Origin of the sequence: Actinomyces sp. HMSC075C01 (assembly GCF_001812965.1) — a bacterium.
GTDB lineage: Bacteria > Actinomycetota > Actinomycetes > Actinomycetales > Actinomycetaceae > Actinomyces > Actinomyces acetigenes.
Genome location: NZ_KV811036.1, coordinates 42,629 through 57,309 on the forward strand (window position 1 = coordinate 42,629; position 14,681 = coordinate 57,309).

Below are 14,681 nucleotides of genomic sequence, written 5' to 3' on the forward strand. Positions count from 1 at the left end.
AAGGCCATGCGCTCAATCGTCTTGACGTTCACCGGTCCGGCATCCTTCTCGGCCTCGTTCCAGATCTGCTCGTAGACGTCCCACACCGGAGGTCGAGGGTCGTCGCCAACCGTCTCCATGAGGGCAACCTGGTAGCTGCTGTAGCGGTCCAGGGGCATGAGCGTGAGGATGGACCTGAGCAGGTCGGGGATCCCCAGGCCGTCGGCCCGCACCGTGGTGGGGTGGAGGTGGTGCCCGGGGAAGTTCGCATCGGCCAGGAGAATCTCATCGCCATGGCCCATCTCGAGCAGGATCTTGACGAGTTCGGGTGACAGGTTGGCGGGAATGTTGCGGAGCATCGTTGCTCCTTTCGTGTGGTGGGTGTTCAGTTCAATGTGTGGTTGCGCTCGACGTGCCTGGCGGTCAGTCGGCGGTGGCGTTGCCCAGCCGTTCCCGCATGGTGTCGAAGGCACCGGGATCGGCGATGGCCCCGGAGGCGTCGACCTTCACGGAGCCGACGCTGCGGCGCAGCACCTCGCCGCGCGCGCTGGGGTCGAGGACCTCGGCGGCTTCGAGCTGGGCGAGGATATTACCCAGGGCACTGGCCTCCGGCGTGCCCACGATGACCCGACGGTGACAGGCCGCCGCCGTCATGGCCGGCAGGAGGCTGTTGCGCGCCCCGCCTCCCACCAGGTGGATCGGTGCCGCCGGATCCAGCTGGTCACCGACGACGTCCTGCAGCCCCTGGGCGTAGGCGGCGTGGGCGCAGGCGAGCGACTCGAGGATGAGCCGGACCGTCTGCGCCGGCCCCTCGGGAGCCACCTTGTAGTGACTGCGGCACCACTGGGCGATCTTGTCCGGCATGTCTCCGGGAGTGGTGAAGAGCTCGTCGTCGGGGTCGATGACGACCCCGAGGGAGGCGCACTGCCCCGCCGCCTCGACCAGCGCGCCGGTGTCGGGCTCGTGCCAGGCTCGCTGGCACTCCTGAAGCAGCCAGAAACCGGTGAGGTTGCGCAGCAGGCGGATGCCTCCGTCGGTGCGGACCTCGTTGGTCAGTCCGGCCCGCAGCGCCGCTTCATCCAGGACGGGGCTCGGGACGGCGGCCCCGATGAGACTCCAGGATCCCGAGGAGATGAACAGGCGCACCTCGTCACCGGCCAGACCGAGCGCGTGGACGGCGCAGGCGGTGTCGTGCCCGCCGGGACGCACGATGGTGATCCCCTCTGGGGTCGTCCCAGCCACCGTGGCGTCGTCGACGAGCGGGGGCATCCAGCCCTCGGGGATCCCGGTGGCCTGGAGCACGCGAGGCGACCACTCTCGTGCCCCAGGTGAGGCGAGCCCGGTGGTCGAGGCGATCGCCCGCCCCGCCTGCACGGGGGCCCCGAGCAGGTGGGCCACGAGGTCTGGCAGGGGCAGGAATCGATCCACCCGATCGACGAGGTCGGGCTCCTGTCTCAGGTCCGCGTAGAGCTGGTAGACCGTGTTGATCTGCTGGGGCAGGATGCCGGTCTCTTTCCAGGCCGTCTGCGCAGGGAGGGCCCGGTCCAGGTCCGCGGCCCAGCGGGCCATGCGCCGGTCCCGGTAGGCGCGTGGGGCGCGCAGCAGCTCTCCGTGGGCGTCGAGCAGACCGTAGTCGACTCCCCAGGTGTCGATGCCGATGGAGTCGGGGGCCCGCCCCAGGCGCTGCGTCGCCATGGCGATGCTCCGACGAACACCGTCCATGATGCGCTCGAGATCCCAGGTGAGGGTGCCGTGGTCGTCCACCGCCTGGTGGTGGAGGCGGAAGACCTCCTCGGTGCTGACGGCTCCCTGCCGGTAGCTTCCCAGGACCGCTCGCACGGAGCTGGAACCGAGGTCGAGGGCGAGCGCGTGGAACTCAGCCGCCTGCCTGTCCTGCCCCGCGCCGCTCAGGCTCATGTTCTGTCGGTGCTCGTCGGTGCTCGTCATGGCCGCGATCCTTCAGCGGTAGAGAGGACCGAAGGTGGCGCAGGCCCGGAAGTCGGCGCTCTCGGGCTCGGCGGTACCGAAGGGCACCCAGGCCTTGGGACGCAGGATCCTCTCGCGCTCGACGTTGTGCATGTAGACGGGGATGCGCAGCATCGAGGCCAGGGTGATGAGGTCGGCGCCGAAGTGTCCGTAGCCGGTGGCCGTGTGGTTGGCGCCCCAGTTGGCCATCCAGTCGTAGACGGAGGTGAAGGCGCCCTGGCCGGTCAGGCGCGGGACGAAGAAGGTCGTCGGCCACGTCGGGTCGGTACGGTAGACGATCTGGTCACGCACGTCGTCGGGCAGCTCCACGGTCCAGCCCTCGGCGATCTGGAGGACCGGCCCCTGACCGGCCACGAAGTTCAGGCGGGTCGCGGTGACGGGCATGTTGCCGGCGGTGGTGAAGTGCGTGGAGAAACCACCTCCTGGGAAGTACTCGCGGGTGGCGGCGTGGAAGGTGGAGGCCTTCAGATCCGCCTCGATGTCCGCCTCGGTGATCTCCCACCAGTGCTTGATGATGGGGTTGCCCCCGGCGTCCTTCTCCTGGCCGGTGGCGTTGAGGGTGGTGGCCCCGGAGTTGCGCAGGTCGATGAAACCGTTCTCCGCGCATCCCTCGAGCTTGTAGCCGGTGACCCGCTCAACGGCCTCGGGGCTCCAGTAGGTGCGCACGTCGCTGAAGAGCTGGGGGCGGTGGGTCAGGACGGAGTTGAAGAGCATGGCCACGGCGTTGCCGGCATCGCCCTCCGTGGCGAAGACCTTCTCGGGCCGCTTGCCGTTCCAGTCGAAGGTGGTGTTGAGGAAGGTCTCGAGGATGTCGCCGTTGGGCTTGTAGTCCGTCCACTGACGCTGCCCCTGGAAGCCCGCCGCGATGGCGTCATGACCCTCGGCCTCCTCGACGAAGCCGAGATCGGCCAGGGCGGGGTTGCCCTCCATGAGGTCGCGGCCGATGAGAAGCATCTTGATGCAGTAGTCGAACTGCTCGTCGTACTCCTCCTGGGTGAAGCGGTTGGCCTCAGGGTTGCGGTTCTCCCCGATGGTGAGGTGCTCCCGGGCCCAGGCCAGGGCGGTCTCGTACTCCTGGTGGTCGTAGATGCCGTGGGCGATACGGCGGTCGATCTCGATCATGTCGATGTACTCGGCACGCATGCCCAGGTAGTCGACGAAGAACTGCTCGGGGACGCGGCAGCCGGCGATCCCCATGGAGACGGTCCCGATCGAGAGATAGCTGCGCCCCTTCATGAGGCCGACCCCCAGGGCGGCGCGCGCGTAGCGCAGGATGTTCTCAACGACGTCGTCGGTCAGGCCCGAGTCGTCGGCGTCCTGCACGTCGTGGCCGTAGATGCCGAAGCAGGGGATGCCCAGCATGTTGTAGGCGGCGGCCGCGGCGGCCAGGGTCACGGCCCCGGGACGCTCGGTGCCGTTGAAGCCCCAGATGGCGTGCGGGATGGAGGGGTCGAGGTCGAGGACCTCGGTGATGTAGTTCCAGGAGGCGGTGACAGTCAAGTCGGCGCACACGTTCTCGGTGCGGAACTGCTCCTTGCAGCGGTTGGCCTCGGCCACGCCTCCGATCGCGGTCTCAGAGACGACGCAGCGCACCGGGCTGCCGTCGGGGTAGGTCAGGCGCGAGGAGATGAGCTCGGCGACATCCTTGGCCAGCTGAGCGGTCTTGTCCTCGAGGGACTCCCTCACGCCACGACGGCGCCCGTCAATGAGGGGGCGGATTCCGATGGCGGGGTAGGACGCGGTGGGCATGACAGGTTTCCTTTCACTGGGCGACGATGACCAGGACCCACATCGATGTGAGCGCAAACATAGAATGACCCCAACCAAGCAGCCATGTCAAGCATGAAAACAAGAACGCAAAATCGTAGACATGAGAGCGCCAACATGAGACGATGCCTCGGTACCACTTCTGACGCAACGGGGCGCGCAGCGGTACGCCCCGGGGAAAGAGCCCATCATGCTTCTCAACGACGCTCGACAGCAGATCACCGACGCCTGCTCCCACCTGTCCGACGACGGCCTGGTCGTCGGCACCGCTGGCAACCTGTCCGTTCGGGAGGGGGACCTGGTCGCCATCACTCCCTCGGGGCTGCCCTACCAGGAGATGCGCCCCGACCTGGTCGCCGTGGTCGACTACGCCACCGGCAAGCAGGTCGAGGGACCGCTCAAGCCCGCCAGCGAGCTGGACCTGCACCTGACCGCACTGCGGGCGACCGGACAGATGTCGGTCGTGCACACCCACTCCTACGCGGCCACCACCGTGGCCAGCCTCGAGGGCGTGAGCGCGCTCCCGGCCGTGCACTACTACATCTGCATGTTCGGCGGCAGTGACGTGCGAGTGGCCGACTACGCCATCTACGGCTCCCCCGAGCTGGCCGCCAATGTCGCCAAGGCCCTTGAGGGACGTATCGCGGCCCTCATGAGCAACCACGGCTCCGTGGTGACCGGGCCGGACCTGGCCTCCACCTACGTCCTGGCCCAGGAACTGGAGTGGGTCTGCGAGCTCTACCTGCGCACGCTCGCCGTCGGCAGCCCCAAAATCCTCTCCGATGAGCAGGTCGCGGCGGTCGCGCGCAAGATCCAGGACACCGGCTACGGTCAGCACGCCCCGGCCGAGGAGGGCTGAGCGCAGCGGCCACAAGGGAAGCGGGCTGCGGGCCGGGTAGGGTCTGTCCCATGACGAGGATCGTGGCCGGAACCGTGGGCGGACGCAGGATTGAGGTCCCCCGGGCCGGGACGCGTCCCACCTCCGAGCGCGTCCGCGAGGCTCTTTTCGCCCGCCTGGACCACTACGGGGTGCTCGACGGCGCCCGGGTGCTGGACCTGTGCGCGGGTTCCGGGGCCCTGGGTCTGGAGGCCGCGAGCCGGGGGGCCGGCGAGGTCACGCTCGTGGACTCCTCACGCGGTGCGTCGCAGACCTGCCAGCGCAACATCCGCTCACTGGGCCTGGGCGGGGTGTCGGCGGTGACCGCGAAGGCGGCCGCCTTCCTGGCCGGTGCGGCGGGCGCCCCGGTGGATCTGGTGCTGCTCGACCCACCCTACGAGCTGAGCGAGGAGGAGCTCACCGCGATCCTCACCCCCCTGGTCCGCAGCGAGGACCCGTGGCTGGCGCCGCGCGCCGTCGTCGTCGTCGAGCGCTCGACGCGCTCGCCGGAACCCACCTGGCCGGCGGGGTTGGAGCGCTTCGCAGACAAGCGGTACGGCGAGACCACGATCTGGTTCGCAGAACCGGCCTGAGCCGGGGGCGCTCCCCGGCTCGCGCCCTGGCGCGTCACGCTCTTTCGAGGAAGGCCTGGGATTCCTCGTCGAGGCGCTCGGCGATCGCCGCGGCCAGGGCCCGGTGCCCGCTCAGCTGCGGATCGGCGGCCACGATCCGCTCGGCCTGACGTCTCGCGGTGGCGATGAGGCGGGCGTCGCGGGTGACGCGCAGCAGGTCCAGCCCGGAGGCGCGACCCGACTGCGAGGCCCCCAGGACGTCGCCCTCGCTGCGCAGCTCGAGGTCGGCCTCGGCCAGCGCGAATCCGTCCGTGGTGGAGGCGAAGGCCTTGAGCCGGTGGAAGGCGGTGGAGCCGACCTGCGCACCGGTGACCGCCACGCACAGGGACGGCCTGCTGCTGCGCCCGACCCGCCCGCGCAGCTGGTGGAGCTGGGACAGGCCGAAGCGGTCGGCGTCCAGGATGACCATCATGGAGGCCTCGGGCACGTCCACCCCCACCTCGACGACGGTGGTGGACACCAGGACCGGGGTGACGCCCGAGGCGAAGTCAGCCATGGCGGCAGCCTTGTCCTCACTGCTCATGCGCCCGGTGAGGATCCCGACGTCGACGCCCTCCAGGGCCGGCTCACCGTCTAGTCGCTGCCTCCACTCCTCGACGGCGGCCAGTGGGCGGTCAGGATGCGAGCCGTCCCCGTCCTCCGCGAGCGGCTCCTCCCCCGGCCCACCATCAACATCGAAAGCCGCTGTGCCTTCCGCCTGCTCCTGTCGAGGCTCGTCGTCGACCTCGATCCGTGGACACACGACGTAGACCCGTCCTCCGGAGGCGACCTCGGTGGCCGCGCGCCGCCAGATGCCCTCCACCCAGGAGGTGCGCGACCACGGGACGAGGTGGGTGGGAACGGCGCTGCGCCCGGCGGGCAGCTCGTCCAGGACGGAAGTGGCCAGGTCCCCGAAGACCGTCATGGCGATGGTACGCGGAATCGGGGTGGCGGTCATGACCAGGAGGTGGGGAGTGTGACTGCGGCCGGTGGCCGGGTCGGTGAGACCGCCGCGCTCGCGCAGGGCGTCGCGCTGGGCGACGCCGAAGCGGTGCTGCTCGTCGACGACGACCAGGCCGAGGAAGGGGATCTGCACCGTGTCGGACAGCAGGGCGTGGGTCCCCACGACGATCGCCGGCTCACCGGCGACCAGCCCGGCGAGGATCCGACGGCGCTGAGCGGCGGGGGTGGAGCCGGTCAGCAGGTGGACGCGGGTGGCGCGTTCGGCGCCACCGAGCATCCCGAGGCGGGCCATGGGCCCCAGGACCGCTTCCAGCGAGGAGTGGTGCTGGGCGGCGAGGACCTCGGTGGGGGCCAGGAGGGCGGCCTGCCCTCCACCTCCGACCACCTGAAGCATGGCGCGCAGAGCCACGAGGGTCTTGCCACTCCCCACGTCGCCCTGGAGAAGGCGCTGCATGGGAACGGTGCGGGCCAGGTCGGCGGAGATCTCCTGACCGACCCGCACCTGGCCGGCGGTCAGGTCGTATGGCAGGCGGGCGTCGAGGTCCGCTCTCAGGGAGTCCTCCGCCTCCGGTACGGGCCAGGCGACCGCGGTGCGGGTCGCCTCATGGTGGGCTCGGCGCTGAGCCAGGGCGACCTGCAAGATGAGGGCCTCCTCGTGGCGCAGCCGTTTCCGGGCGGCCTTCCACTGCTGGCAGTCCTCGGGCCGGTGCACCCAGCGGTAGGCGGTGTAGGCATCGACCAGCCCCGCCTCGCGCCGCAGCTCCTCGGGGAGAGGATCGGCGACGTCGCCCGGCTCCAGCTGGTCCAAAACGATGCGCACCGCCTTGGCCACCAACCAGGACGGGAGGGCCTCCGTACCCGGGTAGATGGGCATGGGGCGGGCCAGCAGGGCCTCACGCTCGTCCTCGTCGAGCTCGTCGAGGACGTACAGGCGCGGGTTGGACAGCTGCTTGCGTCCGCGGTGGAGTCCCACCTTACCGCTGAGCAGGACGGTGGTTCCGGGGGCCAGCTGGGCCGCTCGGGCACGCATCTGACCCGCAGCACCGAACTGGACGAGGTCCATGGTGGAGGCGCCGTCGGTGACGGTGGCCTCCATGAGGGCCGGGACCCGGCCGGAGCGGGTGCGCCGGGAGGAGGCGCGCACGACCCGGGCCTGGACGGTGGCCTGCTCGCCCTCGACGAGGGTACGCATGTCGGTCAGCTCCCCCCAGGTGTCGTAGCGTCGAGGCAGCAGGCGCAGCAGATCCGCTCCGGTCTCCACCCCCTGCTTGGCGAGCTGGACGGCCGTGCGCTTTCCCACGAGCCGGGTCACAGGACGCTCGAGCGGGCCGACGCTGCCGGGGCGGGGCGTGCGGGTTGAGCGATCAGACGAGCCGGACACGACCCCACCCTATGACGAAGGAGCCTGGGTGCCGTTCATGACCTGAGGGCGCCTGCAGATGCGGGCGCCCTCAGGGCATTGCAGCACGAAGAGACGGCTACTCGATGGCGATGAGGACGTCAGGGTGCTCCTGTCCGCCCGCATGGACGGCGACCTCCACGTCCTCACCGACCACGTGCCCCCGGGCCCCTACCGCCGCGCTGGCGGCCAGGGCGCCGACGTCACGGCCGGCGTTGCGGCCGGTGATGACGGTGAGCAGTTCATCGGAGGGTCGCAGCGCCGAGGCCACGGCGCGAGCCACGGCCTCGGCGTCGGCCTGGGCTCCGTCGAGGGCGATGGTGCGCAGCCCCGCGGCGGCGCTCCAGGCGCGGCGGGCCAGCTCGGCCAGCTCGGCCTCCTCGCCCCTGCCGGCCAGGGCCACCGCCGCGGCCAGGACCCGGGCCTCGTCGTCGGTGTCGCACACGAGGAGCTGAATGCCCTCGGCCGCATAGCGCTCCGGCTGTCCCCCGACACGGGCGGTCTCGCGAGCGGCGCCCGCCTGACGGGTCCCCGCCGGTGGGCGGACGGTGGAGACCGCGGAGCGGGCCGCGAGGAAGCGGGCGGCGTCGTGGGCCGCCTCGGTGCAGGCGGCGTCGCAGGGCAGCACGATGACCTGGGAGGCCCCCAGGTCCGCGGCGGCGCGGGCGATCCCCTCCCGATCCGGGTTGAGGACGACGGCGGCGTCGGAGCGGGCAAGCTGCTCAATGAGCCCGGGAGCCCGGGTGCAGGCGATGACACCGACGCCGGACTGCCGCGAGCGCACGGCCAGATGCGGGGCCTGCGCCGGCGCGGGGCGGGGGGCGACCGCCTGGGAGGGGTGCATGCGCACCGACTTCGCCTTGCGCTCGGCCCGGCGTGCGGCCAGGCGCTCGAAGGAGACCACGTGACCCGTGGGGTCGGAGTCGAGCGCCCCCCACGGAGACGGAGGCTCGTCGGTGGAGCTCACCAGGGCGGTGGGGTGGAGGTGGTGGATGCAGATCTGGCGGGCGCGGCCCGCGTGCGGCAAGGCGGCACGCGGAGTGTCGGTGTGGACGTGGACCTGGTAGAGGCCCACCCCCAGGGCGTCCGGAGTGCCGACGACGCCCACGGAGTCACCAATGCGCTCCAGGTCCCGGCGCAGCTGACCGGCCTGGACCGCGGTCGCCTCCAGCAGGTACATTACCTCGAACTCGCCGGTGGACATGCCCAGGGGCTCGGGACCGATACTGTGCGGCACCCCGCCTGCGGCCAGGTCGGTGAGCATCTGGCGGGCGACGGCGGTGTAGGGGGCGTGCTCGTCAGCGTCCTGCTGGCCCTGACGCAGCTCCGGGGCGTCAGTCGTCCTGGGGTCCGCATCCTGCATCGCGTCGATGGTGTCCGACAGGCAGGTCAGCAGCAGCATGAAGGCTGCTCCCCCGGCATCCACCGGGCCGTGCCCGAGGCCGGAGGTCTCCACAACGGACTCCTGGGCACCGAAGGCGGCGGCAGCGGCGATGAGGCTCAGGGTCGCGGGCGAGCTCGCGGTCGCCTCCTCCAGGGCGGAGCGGGCGGCCGTGGCCGCGTCTCGAGCGACTGACAGCAGGGTCCCCGAGACCGGGCGGGAGACCGCCGCCCAGGTGGTGTCCGCCATGGCCTCGTAGACGTGCACGAGCTCGACGGGGCGCAGGCCAGTGGGATCCGGGGCCTCGGCGCAGACGTCGGCGAAGGCGGCCAGGGCCTGGGAGACCAGAAGACCCGAGTTCCCGCGGGCTCCCCGGACCGCGCCGTCGGCTGCGGCGCGGGCCACCTGGGCGGCATCAGCGGCCCGCCCCAGGCAGTGGAGGGCGTCGGAGGCCGAGCGCAGGGTGAGTAGGACGTTGGTTCCGGTATCCGCATCCGGCACGGGGAAGACATTGAGGACGTCCACCAGGTCCCGAGTCTGATCGGCAACGATCTCCGCCAGCGCGATCCAGCGCCGCACTGCGGCCCCCTGCAGCACCTGGGCCCCTGAGACAGGGGTAACGGGGCGGCGTCCTTGAGACTGCGCCATCTTCGCCTCCCCTGCATCCCGGCTACGACCAGCACACCATGTGTCTCACGCTGCGAACACCTTCTGTTCCATTGCATGATCTGCATATGTGCAGGCGTTCAGCGAGCCTGGTTCATGGCTGGGCCGAGCCTTTGGTTTGATATGTGGTTTCAGAGTACCTGTCCGAACACATTCCTCCCACCGGAGCGAGACGCCCGCACCAGGACCACGCTCGGGGCGGTGGGGAGCCGAAGGGGCATTCGGGACTTCGGCGCGCTGGTCAGGCCCCTACCACCACATCCGGCTAGGGCACACGTTCATCGCTTAATGATATTCATCACATTTCACGCTGAGTCCACACTTGCTCCTCGGGCCTCAAGCGCGATGGCATGTGCTCGAACGCACGCCAAGGCGGCTTGGGGCGCCACACGCAGGTCCGCTATTGTGTTCGGGTTGCCCGGCGCCTCGCGCCTGGGCGGTAAGACCTGGCGCCAGGCATCGGCCTGAGCGTTGAAGCATTGAAGATCAGGAGTGAGACCGTGGCTGCTGTGTGCGACGTTTGCGGCAAGGGCCCCATCTTCGGCAAGAGCGTCTCGCACTCCCACGTGCGGACCAACCGCCGGTGGAACCCCAACATCCAGCGTGTGCGTGCTCTCGTCAATGGCGCCCCCAAGCGCCTCAACGTGTGCACGTCCTGCCTCAAGGCCGGGAAGGTGACGCGCAACATCTGAGCGCATCACCTCGAGTCCTTCGAGCACGGGGCCGCCACTGCGCAAGCAGTCGGCGGCCTTTGTCGTGCCCCGTATTCCTCACGGTTACGGCCCGTCAGGTGTGGGAGAAGTGGTCCCACCCGGTGTGCTCCTGCGCGGGTTCTCCTGCCAGGAGGACGCCCGGTCGGCGCCCCGGCACCTGGTCCGGTGAGGACTGCGGGCTCAGGACCCGGCCGATCACCCGGGCTCCGGCGGGCAGCCGATCGAAGGCGTCTGCTGGGACGGTGGCGAGCAGTCCGTGGTCCTCTCCCCCGGTGAGCAACCAGCTGCGGGCCAGGTCGCGAGCGGCTGATCCGTCGTGGCCGCTCACGAGCGCGGCAACCGGCTCGAGGAAGGACGCGTCCGGCAGGTCGCCGGGATCATCGAGCTCAATGACGACGCCGCTGGCGCGGGCGATCCGACTGGCGTCGCGCAGCAGCCCGTCGGAGACGTCCAGCATGGAGGTGGCGCCGGCCAGTGCCAGCTCTCGGCCCGCGGCCAGGGGCGGGGCGGGGGCGCGGAAGGCCTCGATACAGGCTTGGGCCCGGGGATGCTCCTGACCTGAGGGGAGAGCGCCGCTCGCGCCTGATGCGCAGTCGGTGCCCGCGCTGAGCAGGGCGAGTCCCGCCGCGCTGCGTCCCAGGGTTCCAACGTGCACGACGGCGTCACCGGGCCTCGCTCCGCTTCGCAGAACCGGGGCCCTGCCCTCAAGGTCGCCCAGGACCGTGACGGACACGATCAGTGAGTCACCGGAGCTGAGATCGCCACCCACGACGCCTGCCCCGCAGGGCTCGCAGCCCTGGGCCAGTCCTCGGGCGAAGTCCCGCACCCAGCTGACCGGGGTGGCCGCAGGCATGACCAGGCCGACGACGAGCGCGACGGGCCTGGCGCCCATGGCGGCGGCATCGGCGAGGTTCTGGGCAGCGGCCCTCGCCCCGACGTCGCGGCCCGTGGACCACTGGGTGCGGAAGTGGCGTCCCTCAACCAGGACGTCGGTGCTCACCGCCGTGCGCGAGTCGGGAAAGGACAGGACCGCGCAGTCGTCCCCCGTGCCGACGGGGGCCTGCGGGCCGCGGGGCAGGAGGGGGGTGATGACGGCGAGAAGCTCCTCCTCGCTGAGGTCACCGACCCGCACGTCCTCCCCCGCTGCCTCTGCGCCGGCTGGGGCCTGCTCAGCGGTTGACATCGGTGGAGCGGGCCACGGCCAGCTCGATGAGCTCGGAGACCAGCTCGGTGTAGCCCAGCCCGGAGACCTGCCACATGTAGGGGTACATGGAGAAGGGGGTGAAGCCGGGCATCGTGTTGATCTCGTTGACGACCGCCTCACCGGTATCGGTGAGGAAGAAGTCGACGCGGGCCAGTCCCTCGCAGCCGAGTGCCTCGAAGGCCCGGGCGGCGGTATCTATGAGGAGTGCGCGTGCCTCAGGGTCGATGCGCGCCGGGCAGACCATGGCGACGGCGTCGTGGGCCAGGTACTTGGTCTGGTAGTCGTAGAACTCGCCGGCGCCCTGGGAGGCGTCCATGGCAATCTCGCCGGGCTCGGCCACCCGGGGGGCGTCATCGCCGCGGCCCTGAAGGACGGCGACCTCGACCTCGCGTCCGACGATGCCGCTCTCCACGAGGACCTTGGGGTCGACCGCGCGGGCCGTCTCAATGGCCTCGGGAAGGTCCTCAGGGCGGTCGACCTTGCTGATTCCCAGGGAGGAGCCGGCGCGAGCGGGCTTGACGAACAGGGGGTAGGTCAGGGACCGGCAGGCCTCCAGGATCGCCTCGGGGTCACGCTTCCAGGCGTGGGGACCGACGACGACGTGCGGCGCCGTGGCGATGCCCGCGGCCCCCAGGAGCACCTTGGTGACCTGCTTGTCCATGCCCGCGGCGCTGGCCAGCACCCCGCAGCCGACGTAGGGAAGACCCATCATCTCCAGCATGCCCTGGATGGTTCCGTCCTCGCCATAGGGCCCGTGCAGCAGCGGCAGGACGACGTCGACCTGGCCCAGGACCTCAGGCCCCGTGGGGCCGAGTACCGTGAGCTCGCCTCCTCCCAGGGGGGCGCTGAGCCTTCCCCGCCCCAGGCCCTCGGCGGTGATGGTCACCGGGGGGCGGTTGTCGCTGAGCTCGAGGGCGGCCGGATCGTCCTCGACGAGCAGCCACTGGCCCTCGGGCGTGATGCCCACTGGAAGAACCTCGTAACGGTCGCGGTCGATGGCTGACAGGACACCGGCGGCGGTGGCGCAGGAGATCGTGTGCTCGCCGCTGCGTCCGCCGAAGACGACGGCAACACGCACTGTGGACTTGTCAGAGCTGGGCACGGAGGGGCCGGTTTCCTGGAGGACTGTCATAGGCCCCACGCTACCGCGCGGCGCCCCACATGCTGATAACGCATGGCGAACCCGGAATTAAGGTGGCTCTCAGGAGTCACAGCGGCTAGGCCTGAGACGGTGCAGCGTGAACGCCCTCGGCCTTGCGGGGACGTGCCAGCAGCGCGTCAGTGACCTGAGCGACGCTGGCGGCTCCCTCAACGACGGTGACGACTCCGGCGGTGATCGGCATGTCCACGCCGTGAGCCCGGGCCAGGTCCAGGACGGCGCGGGCCGACTTGGCGCCCTCGGCCACGCCCCGGGAGGCCGCAGCGGCCTCGGCCACGCTCATCCCCTCGCCGAGGTGGCGGCCGAAGGTCTGATTGCGGCTCAGGGGCGAGGAGCAGGTGGCCACCAGGTCCCCCATGCCGGCCAGCCCGGAGAAGGTCTCCGGGCGAGCCCCGAGCTTGAGGCCCAGGCGGGTGATCTCCACCAGGCCCCGGGTGATGATCGTGGCCTTGGAGTTGTCCCCCAGGCCCCGGCCCGCGGCCGCACCGACGGCTAGGGCGATGACGTTCTTGACCGCCCCGCACAGCTCGACGCCCAGGACGTCGGTGTTGGTGTAGGGGCGGAAGGTGCCGGTGGCGCACAGGGAGGCGATCCGGGCGGCGATCTGCTCGTCGGCGGCGGCCACGACGGTGGCGGTGGGCTGGCCCGCAGCGATCTCGTCGGCGAGGTTGGGGCCGGAGACGACCACGACGCGGGAGGCGTCGATGCCCAGGGCCTCGGCCAGGACCTCGCTCATCCGCAGCCCGGTACCCAGCTCGATGCCCTTCATGAGGGAGACGGCCACGGCGTCGTCGGCCAGGGCGCACCGGAGGGGCTCCAGGACCCCCCGGGCCTCCTGGGAGGGCACGGCGACGACGACGATGCCCGCCCCCGCGACGGCTTCGGCCAGGTCGGTGGTCGCCTTCAGGCCCTGCGGCAGGCGGTGACCGGGGACGTAGCGCTCGTTGGTGCCGGCATTGATCTCCTCGGCCACCTCCTGGCGCCGGGCCCAGATCGTCGTGGGGGTGCCGGCCTGGGCCAGGAGACTGGCGAAGGTGGTGCCCCAGGCTCCTGAGCCGATGACGGCCGCGGCCGGGCGTACCGGTGCGCTCATTGCGGGTTCGACGCCGTTCACTGACCGTCCTCCTGAGTGTCCGCCTCGGGCAGCGGGTCGGGGCGGCGCACGCCGATCCTTCCCTTGCCGGGGTCGCCGTCGTAGTGCATGTCGAAGGGGCGGGGGGCCTTCTCCCCGCGGAGCTCCTCCACCAGGGAGGTGATGGCCCGCATGATCTCGGCGGTGCAGGCGCGCACGGCCTCGCGGTCCTGGGTGTCCGAGCCGAATCGGGACAGGTCCATGAGCTCGCCGATGGTGACGCGCACGTCCTTGCGGGGGAAGGGGTGGAAGGAACGCCCGTAGGTGTCCAGGATCTCGTGAGCACCCCACTGCCCCATGGGCAGGACGGGGGCGCCGCTGGTCATGGCGAGTCGGGCCGCCCCGGTCTTGGCCACCATCGGCCACTTGAGGGGGTCGCGGGAGAGCGTGCCCTCGGGGAAGATCATGATGGCGCCGCCGTCGGCCAGGACCTCACTGGCGGCCTTGAGGGCCGTGGCCGCGTTCTGCGTGCCCCGCTGGACCGGGATCTGGCCGCCGGCCCGCAGGATGGAGCCGAGCACCGGCACCTTGAACAGGGTGGACTTGGCCAGCGAGTAGACGGGGACATCGGCATCGACCAGGGCTCGCATGGCCGTGAGCGAGTCGAGGTCGGTCAGGTGGTTGGCCACGGCGATGAAGCCGCCCTCGCGGGGGATGTTCTCCAGGCCGGTCACCTTCTGCCGGGAGACCATCTTGAGGAACGGGATGATCGCTCCGCGCGCGGCGAAGCGGTAGAACGGGGTCATGGGGCGTGTTGCAGGCACGGGTGAACTCTATCCGCTGAGGCGCTCTGAACGAGGCTGTCCGAGCCGGGCCCGGCCCCTGCCCGTGCGCCCCGCCTTGC

12 protein-coding genes are annotated in these 14,681 nt (G+C 70.8%); 3 read left to right on the forward strand and 9 right to left on the reverse strand.

The genetic code is table 11. The features are described from left to right. The 3 genes from HMPREF2883_RS12090 to HMPREF2883_RS12100 form a co-directional block, all read right to left on the reverse strand. Nucleotides 1-338: RbsD/FucU family protein (locus HMPREF2883_RS12090; RefSeq protein ID WP_070662841.1), on the reverse strand; the 338-nt coding region annotated here is incomplete at its 3' end. Between the two features lie 64 nt (nt 339-402). After that, nucleotides 403-1,926: a rhamnulokinase gene (locus HMPREF2883_RS12095; RefSeq protein ID WP_256277473.1), complete on the reverse strand. Its 1,524-nt coding sequence runs from the start codon at nt 1,924-1,926 to the stop codon at nt 403-405. A gap of 12 nt (nt 1,927-1,938) precedes the next feature. Then, a complete protein-coding gene (locus HMPREF2883_RS12100; protein WP_070662843.1) occupies nt 1,939-3,714 on the reverse strand; it encodes an L-fucose isomerase in 1,776 nt (591 codons plus the stop codon). 208 nt (nt 3,715-3,922) lie between these two features. Here HMPREF2883_RS12100 and HMPREF2883_RS12105 point away from each other — a divergent pair, with 208 nt between their 5' ends. Further along, on the forward strand, nt 3,923-4,591 hold the full coding sequence (locus HMPREF2883_RS12105; protein ID WP_070662845.1) for a class II aldolase/adducin family protein: 669 nt from the start codon (nt 3,923-3,925) through the stop codon (nt 4,589-4,591). A 50-nt stretch (nt 4,592-4,641) separates the two neighbouring features. Further along, entirely contained in the window at nt 4,642-5,202 is a 561-nt protein-coding gene (gene rsmD / locus HMPREF2883_RS12110) for a 16S rRNA (guanine(966)-N(2))-methyltransferase RsmD (protein ID WP_070662847.1), read from the forward strand. Between the two features lie 34 nt (nt 5,203-5,236). On the opposite strand, the gene HMPREF2883_RS12115 is transcribed toward rsmD, so the two are convergent. Together HMPREF2883_RS12115 and HMPREF2883_RS12120 are read right to left on the reverse strand one after the other, a co-directional pair. Further along, nucleotides 5,237-7,495 carry an ATP-dependent DNA helicase RecG gene (locus tag HMPREF2883_RS12115; RefSeq protein WP_070662849.1) on the reverse strand — a complete coding sequence of 753 codons (2,259 nt, stop codon included), beginning with the start codon at nt 7,493-7,495 and terminating at the stop codon, nt 5,237-5,239. A gap of 166 nt (nt 7,496-7,661) precedes the next feature. Next, on the reverse strand, nt 7,662-9,611 hold the full coding sequence (locus HMPREF2883_RS12120) for a DAK2 domain-containing protein (RefSeq protein WP_070662851.1): 1,950 nt from the start codon (nt 9,609-9,611) through the stop codon (nt 7,662-7,664). Between the two features lie 518 nt (nt 9,612-10,129). Here HMPREF2883_RS12120 and rpmB point away from each other — a divergent pair. Next, on the forward strand, nt 10,130-10,321 hold the full coding sequence (gene rpmB, locus HMPREF2883_RS12125) for a 50S ribosomal protein L28 (RefSeq protein WP_003785965.1): 192 nt from the start codon (nt 10,130-10,132) through the stop codon (nt 10,319-10,321). A gap of 94 nt (nt 10,322-10,415) precedes the next feature. Here rpmB and HMPREF2883_RS12130 read toward each other — a convergent pair whose 3' ends face one another. From HMPREF2883_RS12130 to HMPREF2883_RS12145, 4 genes are all read right to left on the reverse strand, one after another. Beyond that, nucleotides 10,416-11,525 (reverse strand): thiamine-phosphate kinase, encoded by a 1,110-nt coding sequence (locus tag HMPREF2883_RS12130; protein WP_070662853.1) that lies wholly within the window; start codon nt 11,523-11,525, stop codon nt 10,416-10,418. After that, the gene (locus HMPREF2883_RS12135) at nt 11,512-12,678 is read right to left on the reverse strand and encodes a D-alanine--D-alanine ligase family protein (protein ID WP_070662855.1); all 1,167 of its coding nucleotides are present in this window, start codon (nt 12,676-12,678) and stop codon (nt 11,512-11,514) included. Before HMPREF2883_RS12135 ends, HMPREF2883_RS12130 begins: the two co-directional genes overlap by 14 nt. A gap of 85 nt (nt 12,679-12,763) precedes the next feature. Next, nucleotides 12,764-13,819: an NAD(P)H-dependent glycerol-3-phosphate dehydrogenase gene (locus tag HMPREF2883_RS12140; protein ID WP_176747217.1), complete on the reverse strand. Its 1,056-nt coding sequence runs from the start codon at nt 13,817-13,819 to the stop codon at nt 12,764-12,766. After that, a complete protein-coding gene (locus HMPREF2883_RS12145) occupies nt 13,816-14,583 on the reverse strand; it encodes a lysophospholipid acyltransferase family protein (RefSeq protein WP_070662860.1) in 768 nt (255 codons plus the stop codon). The genes HMPREF2883_RS12140 and HMPREF2883_RS12145 overlap by 4 nt, the downstream gene beginning before the upstream one ends. Nucleotides 14,584-14,681 lie beyond the last annotated feature (98 nt).

Excerpts from the sequence above, each read along its gene's own strand:
- HMPREF2883_RS12095 (WP_256277473.1), bottom strand. The coding sequence starts at position 1,926 with ATGACGAGCACCGACGAGCACCGACAGAACATGAGCCTGAGCGGCGCG.
- HMPREF2883_RS12100 (WP_070662843.1), bottom strand. The coding sequence starts at position 3,714 with ATGCCCACCGCGTCCTACCCCGCCATCGGAATCCGCCCCCTCATTGAC.
- HMPREF2883_RS12105 (WP_070662845.1), top strand. The coding sequence starts at position 3,923 with ATGCTTCTCAACGACGCTCGACAGCAGATCACCGACGCCTGCTCCCAC.
- rsmD (WP_070662847.1), top strand. The coding sequence starts at position 4,642 with ATGACGAGGATCGTGGCCGGAACCGTGGGCGGACGCAGGATTGAGGTC.
- HMPREF2883_RS12120 (WP_070662851.1), bottom strand. The coding sequence starts at position 9,611 with ATGGCGCAGTCTCAAGGACGCCGCCCCGTTACCCCTGTCTCAGGGGCC.
- HMPREF2883_RS12130 (WP_070662853.1), bottom strand. The coding sequence starts at position 11,525 with ATGTCAACCGCTGAGCAGGCCCCAGCCGGCGCAGAGGCAGCGGGGGAG.
- HMPREF2883_RS12135 (WP_070662855.1), bottom strand. The coding sequence starts at position 12,678 with ATGACAGTCCTCCAGGAAACCGGCCCCTCCGTGCCCAGCTCTGACAAG.
- HMPREF2883_RS12145 (WP_070662860.1), bottom strand. The coding sequence starts at position 14,583 with ATGACCCCGTTCTACCGCTTCGCCGCGCGCGGAGCGATCATCCCGTTC.